Source organism: Flavobacteriales bacterium (genome assembly GCA_016700415.1).
GTDB lineage: Bacteria > Bacteroidota > Bacteroidia > Flavobacteriales_F > PHOS-HE28 > PHOS-HE28.
In genome coordinates, this window is sequence record CP065018.1 from 2,394,120 (window position 1) to 2,409,451 (window position 15,332).

At 59.9% G+C, this 15,332-nt stretch carries 11 protein-coding genes and 1 tRNA gene; 4 read left to right on the plus strand and 8 right to left on the minus strand.

Going from position 1 to position 15,332, the window contains the following annotated elements:
- Window positions 1-22: 22 nt before the first annotated feature.
- Together rpoN and IPP95_10035 are read left to right on the plus strand one after the other, a co-directional pair.
- On the plus strand, window positions 23-1,474 hold the full coding sequence (gene rpoN / locus IPP95_10030) for an RNA polymerase factor sigma-54 (protein QQS71526.1): 1,452 nt from the start codon (window positions 23-25) through the stop codon (window positions 1,472-1,474).
- Window positions 1,474-2,088 carry a hypothetical protein gene (locus tag IPP95_10035; GenBank protein QQS71527.1) on the plus strand — a complete coding sequence of 205 codons (615 nt, stop codon included), beginning with the start codon at window positions 1,474-1,476 and terminating at the stop codon, window positions 2,086-2,088. Before rpoN ends, IPP95_10035 begins: the two co-directional genes overlap by 1 nt.
- On the opposite strand, the gene galE is transcribed toward IPP95_10035, so the two are convergent.
- On the minus strand, window positions 2,082-3,107 hold the full coding sequence (gene galE / locus IPP95_10040; protein QQS71528.1) for a UDP-glucose 4-epimerase GalE: 1,026 nt from the start codon (window positions 3,105-3,107) through the stop codon (window positions 2,082-2,084). The two genes, IPP95_10035 and galE, sit on opposite strands and share 7 nt — an antisense overlap.
- A 54-nt stretch (window positions 3,108-3,161) precedes the next feature.
- On the opposite strand from galE, the gene IPP95_10045 reads away from it, so the two are divergent.
- The gene (locus IPP95_10045) at window positions 3,162-4,943 is read left to right on the plus strand and encodes a hypothetical protein (GenBank protein ID QQS71529.1); all 1,782 of its coding nucleotides are present in this window, start codon (window positions 3,162-3,164) and stop codon (window positions 4,941-4,943) included.
- A gap of 16 nt (window positions 4,944-4,959) precedes the next feature.
- Here the strand turns inward: IPP95_10045 and IPP95_10050 are convergent.
- Window positions 4,960-5,035: transfer RNA gene (locus IPP95_10050), tRNA-Ile, on the minus strand.
- A gap of 62 nt (window positions 5,036-5,097) precedes the next feature.
- On the opposite strand from IPP95_10050, the gene IPP95_10055 reads away from it, so the two are divergent.
- Entirely contained in the window at window positions 5,098-5,742 is a 645-nt protein-coding gene (locus IPP95_10055) for an HAD family phosphatase (protein ID QQS71530.1), read from the plus strand.
- Here IPP95_10055 and IPP95_10060 read toward each other — a convergent pair.
- From IPP95_10060 to IPP95_10085, 6 genes are all read right to left on the minus strand, one after another.
- Entirely contained in the window at window positions 5,731-6,075 is a 345-nt protein-coding gene (locus IPP95_10060; protein ID QQS71531.1) for a TfoX/Sxy family protein, read from the minus strand. The two genes, IPP95_10055 and IPP95_10060, sit on opposite strands and share 12 nt — an antisense overlap.
- 7 nt (window positions 6,076-6,082) lie before the next feature.
- Window positions 6,083-6,484 carry a methylmalonyl-CoA epimerase gene (gene mce / locus IPP95_10065; protein QQS71532.1) on the minus strand — a complete coding sequence of 134 codons (402 nt, stop codon included), beginning with the start codon at window positions 6,482-6,484 and terminating at the stop codon, window positions 6,083-6,085.
- A gap of 83 nt (window positions 6,485-6,567) precedes the next feature.
- Window positions 6,568-7,365, minus strand: coding sequence for a hypothetical protein (locus IPP95_10070; GenBank protein ID QQS71533.1), 798 nt, complete (start codon window positions 7,363-7,365; stop codon window positions 6,568-6,570).
- An 85-nt stretch (window positions 7,366-7,450) separates the two neighbouring features.
- Entirely contained in the window at window positions 7,451-7,978 is a 528-nt protein-coding gene (locus IPP95_10075; protein QQS71534.1) for a hypothetical protein, read from the minus strand.
- A gap of 67 nt (window positions 7,979-8,045) precedes the next feature.
- Window positions 8,046-9,026 (minus strand): T9SS type A sorting domain-containing protein, encoded by a 981-nt coding sequence (locus tag IPP95_10080; GenBank protein ID QQS71535.1) that lies wholly within the window; start codon window positions 9,024-9,026, stop codon window positions 8,046-8,048.
- A gap of 77 nt (window positions 9,027-9,103) precedes the next feature.
- The gene (locus tag IPP95_10085) at window positions 9,104-15,187 is read right to left on the minus strand and encodes a hypothetical protein (GenBank protein ID QQS71536.1); all 6,084 of its coding nucleotides are present in this window, start codon (window positions 15,185-15,187) and stop codon (window positions 9,104-9,106) included.
- Between the last annotated feature and the right edge of the window lie 145 nt (window positions 15,188-15,332).

Sequence of the window (15,332 nt, forward strand, 5' to 3'; positions counted from 1 at the left end):
AAGAGCATTCCACCACGTTGCCATGCTCAAGCAATACCTCTCCCAAAAGCTCCAACAGAAGCTCAGCCCGCAGCAGATCCAGCTGATGAAATTGCTCCAGGTGCCCACGCTGGAACTGGAGCAACGCATCAAGCAGGAGATGGAGGAGAATCCTGCTTTGGAGGAAGGCGAAGACCACGACGAGGAGGAGGAGATGACCCACGAGGCCGCGGCGGAGAACGAGGAGACCACCGAATCCAGCAACGAAGAATTCGACCTGAGCGACTACTTCCAGGACGACGACACGCCGGACTATAAGCTGAGCGCGAAGAACCAAAGCGCGGACGACGAGGAGTACGAAACGCCGATCACCGGCGGCAGTACGTTCCAAGATGCCATGCGCACGCAGCTCTCCCTGCGCGATGTGGACGAGCGCACCGAGCAATTGGCCGAGCACATCATCGGCAACTTGGACGAGGACGGTTACCTCCGCCGCGGCCTGGACCAGATCGTGAACGACCTGGCCTTCACCGCCAATATCATGACGGACGAGACGGAACTCGGCAAGGTGCTTCAGGAGGTCCAGTCGCTTGATCCGGTCGGCGTGGCCGCACGCGACCTGCGTGAATGCCTGCTGCTGCAATTGACGCGGATGCACAACGCGGTGGACGTGCTCACGGCGAAAGCCATCATTGATAAGCAATTCGACGCGTTCACCAAGAAGCACTATGAGCGGATCATGGAGCGGTTGGAGATCGACGAGGATGCCTTGCGCGACGCCATTGAGGTGATCGTGCGCTTGAACCCGAAGCCCGGCAATACCGGCCGCGACACCACGAAGTCCGCGCAAGCCATCGTGCCCGACTTCGCAGTGAACGCGGTGGACGGACAGCTGGAGCTTTCACTGAACGGGCGCAATGCCCCGGAGCTGCGCGTGAGCCGCCAGTACCGCGACATGATCAAGGAATACCAGCGCAACAAGAAAGATCCCAAGGCCAAGGACGCGCTGGTCTTCATCAAGCAGAAGCTCGATTCCGCCAAGTGGTTCATCGATGCGATCAAGCAGCGCCAGAATACGCTGCTCATCACCATGGAGGCCATCATGGAGCATCAGCGCGACTTTTTCCTCACCGGCGACGAGACCAAGATGAAGCCCATGATCCTGAAGGACATCGCCGAGAAGGTGAGCATGGACATCAGCACCGTGAGCCGCGTGGCCAACAGCAAATACGTGCAGACCGACCACGGCACCTACCTGCTCAAGTTCTTCTTCAGCGAAAGCCTGATGACGGACAGTGGCGAAGAGGTGAGCACCCGCGAAGTGAAGAAGATCCTGGAGGAAGCGATCATTGCGGAGAACAAGCAGAACCCGCTGACGGACGACGAGCTGACAAAACTGTTGCGCGGCAAGGGCTACAACATCGCCCGGCGCACTGTGGCAAAGTACCGGGAGCAATTGCACATGCCGGTGGCCCGCCTCCGGAAGGAGCTTTGATGCGCAAGGCGGCACACACGCTTTCCCTCCTGCTCCATCCGGTGTGGATGCCCACGTTCGCCGTGATCATCGCGTTCCATATCGACCCGCACCTCACCTTCGCGTTCACCCCGCAAGGCCAATGGGTGATCGTGGGCATGGTCTTCGTCATGTCCGCGCTCTTCCCTATCTCCAGCATGTTCATGCTCTGGCGCAGCGGGGCGGTTTCGAAACTGGCGATGCCCGACCGCAAGGAGCGCATCGTACCCTACTTGCTCACGCTGATCTATTTCTGCATGACGTACTACCTGCTGCGAAGATCACCGAACCATCCCGCCACGCTGGCGCTGTTCTGCGGCATCATCATCGCCTTGGTCGTGGACCTGGTCATCACAATCCGGTGGAAGATCAGCCTTCACATGACGGGGATCGGGGGCCTCATCGGCATGGTGCTGGGTTTGATGGTGCTGCACGGCACCCCGGTCGGCTTCGCCCCTATTTTGCTGGTGATGACCGGCGCGCTTGGCACGGCACGGCTACTGGTGACGGACCACTCTCCGGCACAGATCTACGCTGGTGCGCTGGTCGGTCTGGCCAGCACTTTTCTCTGCCTGCTGTTCGGGATCAACTACTGACCTGCCGTTTCTGCCAAGGTCTGCTGCCAGCGCCACGCATCACGCAAAGCATCCGCCAAGGTGAGTTCCGTTTGCCATCCGAGGACCTTCCGGCTCTTGGTGGTGTCCGCGTACATGGCCACCACGTCGCCCGGCCTGCGGGGACCGATCACATAGGGAACCTTCACTCCGTTCTCCTGCTCGAAGGTGTTCACCGCTTCCAGCACGGTGTTGCCAGTGCCCGTTCCCAAGTTGAACACGTCGTAGACCGGTGCTTCCTGTTTCTCGATCCACCGCAAGGCCCGTACATGCGCTTTGGCCAAGTCCACCACATGGATGTAGTCGCGGATGCAGGAGCCGTCCCGTGTGGGGTAATCGTCCCCGAACACCGTGAGCTTTTCGCGAAGGCCCGCAGCGGCCTGCGTGATGAAGGGGACGAGGTTGTTCGGCACGCCGATCGGCAGCTCCCCGATGATCCCGGACGGATGCGCCCCGATGGGATTGAAATAACGCAACATCACCACGCGCAAGGCAGGGTCGGCGGCGGAAGCGTCCCGGAGCAATTGCTCGCAGACCACCTTGCTGTAGCCGTACGGTGATGCCGCCACGCCCGTGCGGGAGGTCTCGGTCACCGGCAGTTGATCGGTGTCGCCATAAACTGTGCAAGAGGATGAGAAAACGATGTTCTTCACTTCGTGCTTCTCCATCACCCGTAGTAGAGTGACCAGCGAACCGATGTTGTTCGCATAGTACTTCAACGGATCCCGCACGCTTTCGCCCACGGCCTTGTCCGCCGCGAAGTGGATCACGCTTGCCGGCCGTTCCGCCGCGAACACTTTTTCCAGCGCCTCAGCGCCGGCACAATCAATGCGATGGATCCGCAAGGAGCGGCCCAAAATGGCTTCCAGGCCCCGCAGCACACGCTCGTCGCTGTTACGAAGATCATCGACAATGACGGGCTCGAAGCCGGCCTCCACCAGCTCCACGCACGTATGCGAACCGATGAAGCCCGCCCCCCCCGTAACGATCACCTTTTCCATGGGCCGCGAAAATAGGACAGTTGCCGGTCGCTCGGGACTTCGCACTTTAGCGCCATGTCCGCAGGCCGTCATCGATCATCCTTGTTTGCCGTTCTGGCCGTGATGCTGCTGTTCACGTTCGTCTCCGTACGTTCTTCCAAGGAAAACGCGGGCGGGATCATTGTGAGCGACGTGCATGGCTACTACGGGTACTTGCACGCGGTGTTCATCACCCACGACCTCGGCCATGAGCGCGTACGGCATGAATATGTGAACGTGACACCGAACGGCACGCTCAACAAGTATTTCGCCGGGGAAGCTTTGCTACTGACCCCGTTCTTCCTCAGCGCCCATGCTTACGTGAAGGCGACCGGCGGCGTGGCTGACGGATTCTCTCCGCCGTACGAACGTGCTATCGCCTTTGCCGCACTGATCTATGCCCTGCTCGGGTTGCTTGCGTTCCGGGCTTTGCTGCTGCACTTGGGCATCAGCGACCGGACCGTGGCGACCGTGCTGTTGATGTTGGGCTTCGGCACACAGCTTCTCCAGTTCACTGCCGTGCAACCGGGCTGGTCACATGTGTACTCCTTTGCGCTGTTCGAGTTTTTCCTGCTGCTCACGCAGCGCATCGCCGTGGAGGCTTCCGTTGGACGGATCATCGCTTGGGGTGTTGTGCTTGGGATGATCGTGCTGGTGAGGCCGGTGAACGGGCTTGTTCTGCTTGCGGTCCCGGTCGTGCTGGGCAAAGCCACGCCGGATCTTCTGCGCAGCTTCCGCCAGAAACCCGTTGCCACCGCGCTGATGATGCTGGCCGGTGCGTCAATAGTTGCCATCCAGCCCATCCTCTGGCACGCCCAGGTGGGAAGCTTCGTGGCATACGGCTACAAAGGGGAAGGCTTTCAATGGGGCCGGCCCGCCATCCTTCAAGTGCTCATCGGCATCCGGCGCGGCTTGTTCATCTGGACGCCCGTATTGGTCCTTGCAGCATTCAGCGTGCCGCTGCTGTGGAAGCATGATCGCTTTCGGGCCATCGGCGCGGCGCTGTACTGGCTGGTGATCACCTATGTCATCAGTAGCTGGTGGATCTGGTATTACGGTAGCGGCTTTGGCGCACGCGTGTATGTGGAGCATTACACCGTGTTCGCGCTTCCTCTGGCCTTCATGCTGGACCGTTGGCAAGGGTGGCGGAGGATGGCGGCCATCACCTTTCTGGTATTTGCTTCTGCGCTCCAGTTGGCGCAGTGCTACCAATACAACCACGGCTTCCTGGACCGTGAATGCATGGACCGGAAGAAGTACGCGTTCAGCTTCCTGCACTTTGACGCCGACCACCACGAACGCCTCGGCGGACGCTACATGATCGCACCCTACAACCCCAACGGTATGGACACACTGGTGCATGTCCGCTGGGACGCCGAACGCTGGGTGCGCTACTGGCATGGCAAGCCGGTCCTCTTCGATCCCGCGCCCAGCCCATGGCATGTGGTGACCTGCGACACCACCGACGAGTTCGGTCCCAGCTTCGAGATGCCCGCCAAAGACCTGCCGACAGGGCGCGCATTGTATTTCGCATTGGGCTTTGAACGCTACGTGTTCCATGCCGACGACACCCGGGGCATAACGGTGGTGGCCAGCGCCGAGAACGCGAAAGGCGAGATCGTCCAGTACCAGTCCTTCGCCATGGAGCCGATGCCCCCGGCCGGTGACAGCCTCTGGGAGCATATTGAATACCGGGTGCCGCTGGAGCCTTTAAGGAAAGGCGAGCGCGTCAAATTCTACTTCTGGAACCAGGACGGGAAAAGCCGCTTTCTGGTCGACGACCTGGACATGACCGTGACTGCCGTGCGCCCGTATTGACAGGCGTGGAATGAAATGGTGGGCCCAGCAGGATTTGAACCTGCGACCAACGGATTATGAGTCCGCTGCTCTGACCGCTGAGCTATAGGCCCGGTAACAGGCCGCGAAAGTAGCCGTTGATGCGGATCCCGTGCAGCGGATAGCTTCGCGCCCCATGGAACGACCGTTGCCGTACGACACCATCCTGCTCGACCTGGGCGGTGTGCTCATCGATGTGGACTACCATGCCGCCGCCCTCGAGTTCGAGAAGCTGGGCTTCGCGGATTTCGACAGCCTCTACAGCAAGGCCAAACAGGACCACCTCTTCGACGGCTTCGAGACGGGCGCGCTTTCCCCGGCGCAGTTCCGTGATCGGATCCGGCAACTTCACGGCTCGCCGCTCACGGACGCACAGATCGACCACTGCTGGAACGCCATGATCGGCAGCATTCCGCCGGCACGCATTGATCTTGTAAAGCGACTGAAGGAACGGTACGAAGTGCTACTGCTCAGCAACACCAACGCCATCCATGTGCCGGCCTTCGAGGCCATCGTGGCCAGGGAGAACGGGATAACCGATTTCAAGGGGCTCTTTGTCGGCGCCTACTACAGTTGCGAACTGGGTATGCGCAAGCCGGACGCGGAGATCTTCAAGTTCGTACTGGACCAGAACTATGCGGACCCGAAACACACCTTGTTCATCGACGACAGCATCCAGCACGTGGAAGGGGCGCGGAAGGCCGGGCTGCATGCCGAGCATTTGGACCTGGCCAAGGAGGACGTGATCCAGTTGGTGGAGCGGCTCGGGCTATTTCACTGAACGCTTGCCACTGCCCTTCCTAGGCTTCGGCTCCGGAAGTGCTGCGGCCACGGCGATCAGGATCCTCGGCAGCTCACGAATGGACGACCATTGGTCCTCGTCCAGCGTATAGTGCGCCTTTGCCCCCGGATAAGGCGGGCCCTGTTCACAGATGGAACGCAGGTCCTCACTCGCCGGAACGATCTTCACGAAGAGGCGATCGTCGGCGACCAGCGCGACCGTCTTCCCGTCGGCATACAGGGCATATTCACCGAACATGCTCTTGGTCGCGAAGCGATCCGGCATGCCCAAGCATTCCAACAGGAACTCAACGGACTCTTTACGGGTGGCCATTCCTAGTTCACTTAACCTCCTGACAAAGCTCCACCAACACCCCGTTGGCGCTCTTCGGATGCACGAAGCACACCAACTTATTGTCCGCCCCGCGCTTGGGTTCGTCGTTAAGCAGAACGAACCCTTCAGCTTTCAGTCGCAGCATCTCGGCGCGGATATCGGCCACTTCGAAAGCGATATGGTGGATGCCTTCACCGCGCTTTTCAATGGCTTTGGCGATCGGGCCTTCCGCCCGGGTGCTTTCCAGCAACTCGATCTTGTTCGGCCCTACTTGGAAGAACGAGGTGATGACGCCTTCGCTGGCAACCTCCTCGCGTTTATAGCTGGGGCTTCCCAGCAAGGCGGCATAGATCTCCTCGGCCTTGGCCAGGTCTTTCACGGCGATACCGATGTGCTCAATACGGATCATGGTGGAAAGTTAGGCCGGACAGTTCTGCCGTTCAGCAAAAGACCCCGCCGAAGCGAGGTCCTGCATTCCGATCAAAGTCACCTTTATCGCTTGACGAAGGTGTCCCCCATCTTGTTGTCGTAGTTCAGGTAGTAGAGCCCGCGCTTCAGGTCGCTCACATCAACATCCGTGGAATAGCCGCGCTTCACGATGTTGCCGAACTGGTCGTAGATCTCATAAAGGCTGCCCGCGCTGAGATGGATCTGCTCCGCCTTCTTGTCGTAGGCCCAGGTCACCACAGGAACCGAAGGGTCGGTGTAGGCCGCGTTCTCACTGAAGCGCGAACGCTTGGACATGTCGGTCTGCTTCACCCGGTAGATGTTCTCTCCGCTGTGGGGCACCACCTTGAAGGAATACGAATGTTCACCGGGGGTCCCGTTACCCATCACTTCCCCTACCCGGATCCACTTGTTCCAGCGCTTCTCTTGCACCACAAAGGGCAGCTCACCTGTCTCATTGGAGGTGGTCCACGAATAGGTGCCTTCCGTGGAAACACCCTGCTTCACGATATCAAAGGTGCTTTTCGGCTTGAGCACCTCCGGGTTCAACACCTTGGGGGTGCAACCGTCCTTGTGCATGATCTTGATCATCACCTTGTCGCCCACCTTGAACCCGAAGTTGGCCAGATCGATCTCGAAAGCACTGGAATTGATCTCATCGGTGGCCACCTTGTCGTTCACCGTCACCTGATAGACACAAAAGCCCACGCCAGCTTCGGAAAACGGATTTTGGACGAAGATGTTCTTGCCCTGGTAATTGCCGTCCAGCACGATGGTGCCTGCCTGCGCGAACAGACCGACGAGCAAGGCACCAAGGAGAAAGAGATGTCGAAGCTTCAGCATTGCGGGTGGTGTATAGAAGGCCGAAATATACGGCAGATGTCGGGACTGCCCGCCAATTTCGGGCCATGCTATCAGCAGATAAGCGTCACGCTGGGGATTTTACATGCACGGCCGTAGCCATCTTATTCACGTCTTCCAAGGTGAAAGGGGTGCCGTCATCCGCATCCTCAATGTGAAAAATGCGACCGTCCGCAGTGACCGATCGGTCGAAATGATAGAATACCAACGCGGTATCATCGGGAAATTCAGACCTGTAGATGATCAGTTCGGGCTTTTCTTCCACAATGGTGTTCTTTTTCAACAGATCGCGGTCCAGGTCGGCCTTCAAACGTTCCATGTCGGCGGGCGCTTCCGAGATCTCGATGGCAAAATGATCACCTGCCCGCACCGCCAGCTTACCGATCTCATCCTTCCAGACCAAGGTGGGCACCGGTGCCCCGGTCGGCATCTCCAGCACCAAGGGCATGTGATATTCGGCCAGGTCGACCGTAGCCGCCGCGCGGGCGCTGTCGGCCGCAGCGGCCATCTGCTTGGCGGCATCGGATTTACCGTCGCCGCAAGCGTTCATCAACAATGCCGTGCCAAGGACGGCGGAAGGGAAAAGTGCTTTCATGCGGCGAAGGTATACGCGGGTCCGGGCCTTCGAGTTCGCCCGGCCATCCGCCTTCGCTGGGCACCGGTCAATGCACCACCTCGAACCGCAATGGAGCCACCTCGGGGCGGTCAATTTGACGCAGGATATAGACTCCTGAATGCAAGCCGCTCACATCGATGCCGTGCCCATACTGCGATGCGGTCATTATGGACCGACCATCAAGGCTGTGTACCATAAGCGTCCCCTTCGGAACGGGTCCATCAACATGAAGCCGGTCGCTCGCGGGATTGGGCCAGGCTTGCCATTGTACAGACGGGATCTCATCCACGCCTAACCCTAAGAAAGGGGACATCCCATAGCTGCCAATGAACTCCACAGCACAGTCAGGCTGCACCGAGAATTTCCAATAATATCTCCCACCGCAACCAGCGGGGCAATCCCCCCAACCGTATCCGAAAGTGATCTCAATATGATCGGAATACACGGAGTCGGTGATCTGGTCTCCATCACCGGCGCTGCCACTCGCATTCGCAAAAGCCACGTCAGGCAACTGCCCGAACCGATCAGCCAAGGCAAGGGTATTGCAATTGGTACCGGTGCTGAAGGAGATCACCCTATTCGCACCTGGTGCCCAGGAGGAAAAATGGTATTCTACCACATCATACTGCTGCATAAGCCCGTTCAGAGCAGTGTTTCCAGTGGGGAGGTTGCCGGCTTCGAGCTGATGGACCCAGGCCAAGGTGGAATCCACTATAACGGATATTGTTCTCAGCGGTATGATCGGATAGATGTGCATATCCAATAGGTCCACCACGGTATCGCGTTCCGGCGAAGTGGAGTTGTACACGGCGATCAAAGCGCCCAAGTTCGTTTGCGCCCATTCCGGGTTGATGTTCACCGAGTCCATCCATGTGCTACTGTACCGGAAGGTCTGGTCGATGGTCATACGGTCGGCATCGTCACGGTACCGCGCCAAGATCGAGTCGGGAGCTTCACAGAAATAGGGCTGGGCGAAGGAAGCCAAGTGAAGGCCGAGCAGTAGCAGGGTAATTGGAATGAGCTTCATGGCCGTGGGTTTTGTATCCCGAAAGTAGTGGAAGCGCTTTCAGGAAACCCTGCCGTTCCTCGTCCCGATCGTCTCGATCACTTCCCCACTTCGATCCTCACCCCTTCGCTGTGCGAGGAAAACTCCGGCGCGTACATGCACATCGCCGTAGTGATGCCGTTGCTGAAGTCGCCCGCATGGGAGACGCGCAGGTCGTACTCGAAGACGTAGGTGCCGGGCCGGAGGTGGTCGAAGAAGAAGTCCGTGGCCGCATCGCGGGTGCTTTGGTAGTAGCCCAAGCCGCCTTGGTAGCGGTAGCCGCTGAGCGTTTCCGTGGGTTCCAGTCCGGCCGCGCGCAGGTCCTTCAAATGCACGTAATCCATGGCGCGGTCGGTGCGCAGCTCGATGCGGACGGTAAGCTTATCACCGGGTTTCAGCGTACGGGCCTTGTCCAGTGCGATGAGCTTCGGACCCGCATCGGTCGGCTCGTTGAGCATCACCTGTTTCTTGACGCTGAACGGGCTTTCGGCGGAAGTGACCTTCTCCATCTGCTCGAAGTATTGCCAGTAGAGCGCTCCCCATGCGGCACGATCGGCGGTGGTGGTGATCGTCACATCGCCCATGTCGGGTTTGATGGCATCCGCGGCCCACATCTTCTGGAAGTAGCCTGTTCCGGCCTCCTGCTTTTCGGCAATGATCTTCTGCCCGCCCACGGTGATCACCGGGGCGTCCACAGGCTCCAGCCAGTTGTCTCCCGTGAGCAGCAGCGCATAGCAGGCTTCCGCCGTGGCCTTGGTGGTCTTCCAGTCGGTGGTCTGCTTCAGCTTCAGCAGGTATAGGCGCAGTTCGTTCACGCGGGCCTCGTCCTTGGCCACTTCGTGGAAAGCCTCGATCATCAGCGCGTGGGTCTCCGTGGGGAAATCCCACCAGTACCAGCCCGCGTTGAAGTTCTTCCAGTACATGCCCAATTCCTCGCTGCGCGTGGCCCGTTCACCCAGCGACTTCATGATGAGCTGTGCCGTGGCATGATCGCCGAGGCGGTCCATGGCGAGCGCGATCATGGCCTGTTCCTGCAAGCCGAAGCTGAGCCAGGTCACGGCCAGTCGGCCCTTGTAGAACTCCACGGCTGTATTGGTGGTGCCGGTGATCGGCCAGCGTGAAAAAAAGCTGCGTGCATAGAGGTACTGCACCACGGAATGGTCGGGCGTGTACTCCATGCGCTCCGCCTTTGTGCTCCGCATTAACAACCGCTTGTAGTCAGAATCCACGTCTCTGTCCAGCCACTGTACCGCATTCTTCAACATCACCTGCGTCTGTCCGTCGGGACGGAGGTCCGCCGCGCCCAGCTTCTCCAAATGCCCGAAGCCCGACACGATGCCCTGCGTTACCCAGCGCGACGGTTGCATGCCGGTGAACCACGGCCACGCTCCGTTGCTCAACTGTGCATCACGCAACTTTTTCAGGGCCACGGCTTTCTCGTTGGCCATCCGCTGCATGTCGAAGAGCAAGGCGATGCGCTGCTTACTTTCCCTTTCACTACGGGCATTGAGCACCCACGGCGTTTCCGCCAGCACCACGTTCTTCAGTTCGCTGTTCTTCTCCAATTTGCTGAGGAATGCCTCCTCATTGCCTTCACCCTTCGCCGCCCATTGCACAAAGACCTGTTTGATCGCCGGACGTTCGTCCACGATGTGCGATGCAAGGCTGTTGGCATAGAAGCGGCTGAAGACCTGCTCGCTGCATGCGTGCGGGTACTCCATCAGGTAGGGCAGCGCTTGCACGGCGTACCACGCGGGGTTGGGCGTGAACTCCAGTTTCAGGCTTTGGTTGCGCAGCGTGGAACTGGTGCTGTTCTTCAGCTTCTCCAGGGTGAAGGTCTTCGTGCCGGCCTTGCTGATCGGCAGCGGCAGGCTTTCGGTAACGAGCACGCGATCGGTGAGGATGGGCAGTGGTTTCTCCTCGCCATCGGTGAAGGAACCGGCCTTGGCACTGATCCGCACGCTGACCGCGCTCACGCCTTCCGGCACCTGGACATCCCACGCCACGGCAGCGCTCGCACCCGGTCCGGCGGTGAATGGAACGGTGTTGTTCTTCAGCCCGAAGCGATCGTTCAACGCCGCATTGGTGAAGGGGTCGAAGAGGTCCAGTGTGGCAATGCCGGTCACCGCCGCGCCTTCGATCACCGCCACTTTTGAGGTCAACGTGATCGCATCACCCTCGCGCAGGAAGCGCGGCAAATTCGGCGTCACCATCAAGGGCTTTTGCGTGATCACTTCCTTGGTGAATTGCGCGGTCTTGAGGTCAGTGGTGTGGGTGAGCCCCATCAGCTTCCACCGGGTAAGCGCGTCCGGCATGGTGAATCGCAGGATCACGCTGCCGTCCTTGTCGGTGAGCAGATCCGGCAGGAAGAAGGCTGTCTCGCGGAAATCCGTGCGGGTGGCGGGCGGTGGCGCATCCGCTACCGGTGGCGGCGGCGATGATGTCCCTTCATCCTTGGCGATGAGCGGCTCCTCAAGTTGTACCGTTTGGGCCTCTGTTGACTTGGCCATGGCACCTGTTACTGTCTCCTCGTTTTTGTCCATGAGCGAAATCACACCGGCGCTACGTGACGCGGTGCGATTCCTGTATCCGTAGCTCCCTTGCCATAGGTTGGCCCCGTACGTGTTCAACTCCGGATAGATGTGGATCGTATCCGCAGGTAGTTGGAGGTTGCGCCACAGTTGGTCCCCGTTGCTCACGCCGAACGGCATGGGCTGCTCCCATCCCATGCGTGCGCTGTTCGTCGGCCATACGGACAGGTCCCATGCATGCGGAACGAAGTGGTCGAGCGAGGCATCGTACATGCCCGCGAGCAGTTGGGCGGCCACTTTCTCCCCTTTCGGGCCGGTGATCTTCAAGCGCCATTCCTCTTTCGCACCGGGCAGAAGCTTGTCGCGGAAGGTCATCCATTCCACATGCAGCTCCTTGTTGCTCCACGGCACGTTGATGTATACATCCTGGTTGTGCGAACGGCCGCGCTCCACGGAGATGAAGTGAACGGCGAAGCCGCCACGGTCCGCTTCCAGCACCGGTAGCTCCACGCGTTGTTGCCCGTCCTTTATCGTAAGCCAGCGCCGCACGGCGATCACGCCCTCGCGTTCCACCTCCATCAGGATGTGTGCTTCCGAAAGTGCAGAGCTCACCAACAGCACCGCCTTTTCGTCCGGCTCGGCTTTCGCTTTCACCGCTTCCACATGGAACGCTTCGTTGACAAAACCCGTGTGCTGCACCGCCGGATCATAGACTGTCACTGCTTTCTGAACACGCACTGCATCGCCTTGAGCGTCCACGGCGCTCACTTCGATCAGGTAGCTGCCCACGTCCCAATCCGCAATTCCGGACAACACCATCGGTTTCCCATTGGCCAGCCATTCCTTCCGCTCCATCACCACGGCTTCCTTCGGCCAAGTGAGCGGATCGTTCTCATCGGCATGCTCGTCCTGCGGGAAGCGTTCCTTGAATTGTTCGGCGGTGAGCATGTGGCGGTCCGGCTGTTCCCACAACCGGTCGCGCAACGGCGTAAGCGGCGTCCGCAGCCGCGTGATGCGCACATCCATCGGCACGTCGAGCATGTTGCCGTTGAGGTCCTGCACGCTCACCACCAGGCTGTCCATGGTGGAACGGTCGAAACCATCGCCGACGTTCAATGCGATGTCGATGCTGCGGTAGCCAACCGAAATGCTGGTACTGCTGCTTTGCGTTTCGCCGTTCACGTCGGTGATGTTGGCCTCCACGCTGAACGTGAACGTGGGATCGGCCTTGCGTGAAATGGCTGCATCGGCCTCGGCAAGAAAGCTGATGCTGAAGTTGCCGTTGGCGTCCGCTTCCGCCGTACCGCTGGCGATCTCCGTAGACCTTTCCCAGGGGATGAACGAGCGCCAATACCTGCCGCACCACCATGGCATGCGCGCTTCACGCCTTACCGTCCAATGGACTTGCGCACCGTCCAGGGGTACGCCGGCGTAGCTCTTCGCAAGGCCATGCACGGTGGCGGTCCCGTTCAATTTCGCGACATTGACGGCCTTGGCGGTATCGCTCTTCGGAAAAAGCACCTCGAACATGGGGCGCTTGTACTCCTCCACTTGGATGTACCGGCTGCCGAACTCTTCTTGGATGCGCATGCTGCCGGTGAGCGTTCCCTGCGGCGCTGTGAACCGGCCATGGCATGCCCCGAACGCATCCGTGGTCACCGCTGCGGAATCGATCAACTGGCCGTTCACATCAAAGAAGCGGACCGTGGTCCTGTATCCTGGCTTCACCACGGTGGTCTTGCCCCGTTTCACGGAAACGATGCCCTTGAACATCACCGGTTGGCCGGGGCGATAGATGGCGCGGTCGGTGAAGAGGAAGGTGCGGAGCGTGTCGCGCACATTTCCTCTGTCGTAGTAACGGTAGTAGTAGCTGCCGGGGGTCGCAAGGCGATCTTTCCCTAAGGTGACCACCCAGCGCTGCTGTCCGGGCCGGTCATTCGGCGCGGCGACCTCGGCCATGCCTTCAGCACCCGTGATGGCTGAACCGATACTGATGTCACGCAAGCCACCGTTCTGATAGAACTGTGAGAAGAGCTCCGCTTTGGCACCCTCCACGGGCGTACCGCTCTCGCGGTCCATCACCAGCACGGCTGGTTTGCCTTTTGCAGTGGAGCGCTGTGCCAGGGACAAGCGGGTCACCTGCACCTCTGTGATCACGATGATGCCGTTGTCATTCGGTAGTGACCTGTCCGAGGCGATGATGCTGTAGCTGCCGATCGAGAGCGGCTCCACCGGGACATCCACTAGATGCCCATTGAGGTCACCGTCGTCCGGCAGCTCCATGTTCCATTCGCGCAGCACGGGCAGTCCCAAGATCCGCTTCAGGTCTTCCTGGTCCCGGTATCCGCGTCGCTCATCCCGCTTTGCATCATCCTTCACGATGCGCAGCCACAGGTGTGAGGTGTTGGTGTAGCTGACGGAGACCCGGAATGGCATGTTCGGCGTTGCGGCCTCCTCCGCGTTCACCTGCAAGGATGGCTGCGTCCACTGGGCGATCAAGGCCTTGGCGCGTTTGGAGGCGAAAGGTTCCTGTTGGTGCGAGGCGATCTCGCGGCAGATGTCAACGGCGGTCTTCCTTTCCCACTTGAACGCGCTGTCCGGCGCGAGCCTTTGGTAGTTGGCGGTTTGGTCCGCATGCCATTGCGCAATGGCGAGCATCACCGCGCTTTTCTCCTCACCGGCCAAGAGCGTGGTGCTCTGTGCCTGCAGCGCCTTGAGGTAGAGGCTGTCCTTGTCCGGAAGCGTGCTGTTGGCGCGGGCGAAGGCGAGCCGGTCGAGGGTGACATCCGTGAGCGCGGCTTGGCGGCCGTCCTTGAGATGCAATGCGGTGAGCCGCTGGTAGAGCCGCAGCGCCTGCCATTCCCAAGCGGTGCTATCGCGGGTTGCGAAGCTCGCCGAGGCGAATTCGGGTGCTGATGCGAAGGCGTTCGGACCATCGAGCTTAAAGCGCCATGCCGGTTCCGCCAAGCGCGTTTCGCTGTTCTGGAAAACCTCCAGTGCCCGGCGGGCGAGCACATCAAAGAGCGTTGGCCGCAACGCGGTATCAGCATGGGCGGGCTCCAACAAGGCGCCCAATTCACCCACGGGGATCTTCGCCAAGTCTTCCGCCGGTTCCAACGATGCGATGTACTGGTCGATCACCTTTTGCATAAAGGCGACTTGGTCCCAGGTCTCCGGGTCGTCGGTGGCCTCATCCATGTTGGTGCGGTCGAGCACCTTCCAGCGGTTCTGCTGATAGTAGCCCCACCATTGATCGGCGGCCACGCTGAGCAACAGTTGCTTCAGGGGAGTTTCCGCGTTGTTCCTTGCGGAATCCAGCTTGGCGAGCACCTGCACGGCATCACCACCGGTAAAGCGCATGAACCTCGCGGAGTACATCCAGGCGCGGAACTCCGTGCGCCAGTCGTGTGCGGCGCGTGCTTCGGCCAAGATCACCTCCGTGGCTTTCAGGGCCGATGCGAACTGGCCGATATTGCTGAGCGAGTCCACGGCGGCCCAGCGCGGGTCGCTCTTCCCATGGGGCCTGTTGACCGCTTTCTGTGTGGAGGCGCAGCCCAGCATTACAACAAGCGCGGCGGCCGTGCCGAAAAGGATCTTGCGGGCGTGTCGCATCAAGTACTGCCCCAACCGCTGGATCGGCCGGGCATCGGGCCAAAGTTCGCCATTCATGCCGGGCCGTACACCTTGAGGGGACATTGGTTCAATGTGCGTCTTTTCATTTCGGGCCGATCGGTCCGGGCAACTTGAAGCAACTTGT

Excerpts from the sequence above, each read along its gene's own strand:
- rpoN (QQS71526.1), top strand. The coding sequence starts at position 23 with ATGCTCAAGCAATACCTCTCCCAAAAGCTCCAACAGAAGCTCAGCCCG.
- IPP95_10035 (QQS71527.1), top strand. The coding sequence starts at position 1,474 with ATGCGCAAGGCGGCACACACGCTTTCCCTCCTGCTCCATCCGGTGTGG.
- galE (QQS71528.1), bottom strand. The coding sequence starts at position 3,107 with ATGGAAAAGGTGATCGTTACGGGGGGGGCGGGCTTCATCGGTTCGCAT.
- IPP95_10045 (QQS71529.1), top strand. The coding sequence starts at position 3,162 with ATGTCCGCAGGCCGTCATCGATCATCCTTGTTTGCCGTTCTGGCCGTG.
- IPP95_10055 (QQS71530.1), top strand. The coding sequence starts at position 5,098 with ATGGAACGACCGTTGCCGTACGACACCATCCTGCTCGACCTGGGCGGT.
- IPP95_10060 (QQS71531.1), bottom strand. The coding sequence starts at position 6,075 with ATGGCCACCCGTAAAGAGTCCGTTGAGTTCCTGTTGGAATGCTTGGGC.
- mce (QQS71532.1), bottom strand. The coding sequence starts at position 6,484 with ATGATCCGTATTGAGCACATCGGTATCGCCGTGAAAGACCTGGCCAAG.
- IPP95_10070 (QQS71533.1), bottom strand. The coding sequence starts at position 7,365 with ATGCTGAAGCTTCGACATCTCTTTCTCCTTGGTGCCTTGCTCGTCGGT.
- IPP95_10075 (QQS71534.1), bottom strand. The coding sequence starts at position 7,978 with ATGAAAGCACTTTTCCCTTCCGCCGTCCTTGGCACGGCATTGTTGATG.
- IPP95_10080 (QQS71535.1), bottom strand. The coding sequence starts at position 9,026 with ATGAAGCTCATTCCAATTACCCTGCTACTGCTCGGCCTTCACTTGGCT.
- IPP95_10085 (QQS71536.1), bottom strand. The coding sequence starts at position 15,187 with ATGCGACACGCCCGCAAGATCCTTTTCGGCACGGCCGCCGCGCTTGTT.